The organism is Chitinophaga sp. (assembly GCF_036566945.1).
Taxonomy (GTDB): Bacteria; Bacteroidota; Bacteroidia; order Chitinophagales; family Chitinophagaceae; genus Chitinophaga.
The window spans coordinates 1-1,550 of record NZ_DATCVJ010000716.1 but is presented as its reverse complement, the minus strand read 5'-3'; the positions used below and the strand labels follow the sequence as shown (position 1 = coordinate 1,550).

Here is a 1,550-nt window from a genome sequence, read left to right as displayed (position 1 = left end):
GATCAGAAGCTACAACTCTGAGGAATACCCTGATGAAGAGGTTGATATGGATAGTCTCGAAGTCTTAGGAAGACTGTTTTGGGTATCAACGATATTCTGATAAGCAATCATAAAGTAACAAGCCGTCCACTGTGTCGGCTTTTTTTATTACTAAAATAATCTTGAATTACAGACACATAAGAAAACTATTATTCTTTTTGTATTAATACCATTGACCTTTAATTAATACTTAAGTATTCTCATTTCATCGGCAATAAACGGAGCCTGTGAGATGAAAGCGATTGATAAAACCCAACGTTATTGGTTACAAACTCTCTTCCTCGATGAAGGGGATGAATATACCATCGTTAAAGACGATGGAACCACCACCTCTAAAATTCATACATTCTCTTCCAGTTCCGATATTCAGGGTGAGTTACTGGATATAATTGCAAACTGTTTTCCTTACATGTTTTCCGTGCTCAACATGAAAATCGAATACGCTTTGCATACAAATGTTGAAAACATGCCGCATTTCCATTTCGAACTATATGCAAAAATCTCCGAGAAGTTTTATCTAGTTTCAATAATTGGTGATATTGAAAATATCAATATTAAAGAAAACTCTGCGATTTTAAGATACCCTGGAGCGATGGAATACATTAAAAAATCGATAACCTATATATCAGACAAAACAAAAAAAGCATTTAGTTAAATAAAAAAATCAAATGACACCTTAACTGGTGGGGCAAAACTCACCTTGAGGATATTAAAATGCAAACTTCACTTTCTTTTAACAAGCCAATTAAAACACCTCAGATGTTATTTGGCTCTGACAATATTAATGATTTTGGAAACCGCGTTAAGAGCTGCAGGATGGAAGGTGACTCTATGCAGCCAACTATCGAACCTTGTGAGGTGGTGGCTTTCGTTGATTGTGGGGGACTCGTTCTCACACCCGGCATCTATGTTTTTACGGGTGATGTTTTCGGCCATAGCTGCCTTTTCATTAAGCGAATAGAGCCAATGATGGGTGGTGCCTTAAAGATTATTTCTGACAATCACCATTACCAAAGTTTCACGCTTGAAGCAGACGAGCAAAAAGACATTTGTATTCACGGAAGAGTTGTCGCTTCTTTGGCTGTGAGGCACTTCGTATGACATTCATCAAAGACAAATCCGCATATAGAGCTGCCTGTCTTTATGCAGAATGTGGTTACGAGTTAATTGCTCGGCTTTATCTTAAAAAAGCATATGGATACTAAGCATGAATAATCCAATCATTGGTACTTATCGTCGTCGTATTTTAAAAGCGGCATTAATTCGTCACCAACGTAAAACAGGCAGCACTTGCATTGTTATTAGCTTGCCAAAAGGTGGGATCACAACACTCGAACTTACCGAAATAGTGCTGGATGGTTTACTTTCTAGATTTGAAAAATTAGCCCGTGGTGAATATGGGTCAGTAAATGGTGAAAAGGCAATTATCGCTATTTATAAGGATGCGGTAGATGTCAATGGTTATGGCGAATATCTGACAGAAAGCGGAAAGGTGTTAATTGACGATCTCA

Annotated in this window: 3 protein-coding genes; all 3 read left to right on the top strand. The window is 37.5% G+C overall.

The genetic code is table 11. The features are described from left to right. Positions 1–271: 271 nt before the first annotated feature. A complete protein-coding gene (locus VIP81_RS21645) occupies positions 272–694 on the top strand; it encodes a hypothetical protein (protein ID WP_331966192.1) in 423 nt (140 codons plus the stop codon). 104 nt (positions 695–798) lie between these two features. After that, positions 799–1,140, top strand: a complete 342-nt coding sequence (locus VIP81_RS21640) for a S24 family peptidase (RefSeq protein WP_331966189.1) — start codon at positions 799–801, stop codon at positions 1,138–1,140. 106 nt (positions 1,141–1,246) lie between these two features. Next, positions 1,247–1,550: hypothetical protein (locus VIP81_RS21635; RefSeq protein WP_331966185.1), on the top strand; the 304-nt coding region annotated here is incomplete at its 3' end.

Coding starts and splice junctions, on each gene's coding strand:
- VIP81_RS21645 (WP_331966192.1), top strand. CDS start 272: ATGAAAGCGATTGATAAAACCCAACGTTATTGGTTACAAACTCTCTTC.
- VIP81_RS21640 (WP_331966189.1), top strand. CDS start 799: ATGTTATTTGGCTCTGACAATATTAATGATTTTGGAAACCGCGTTAAG.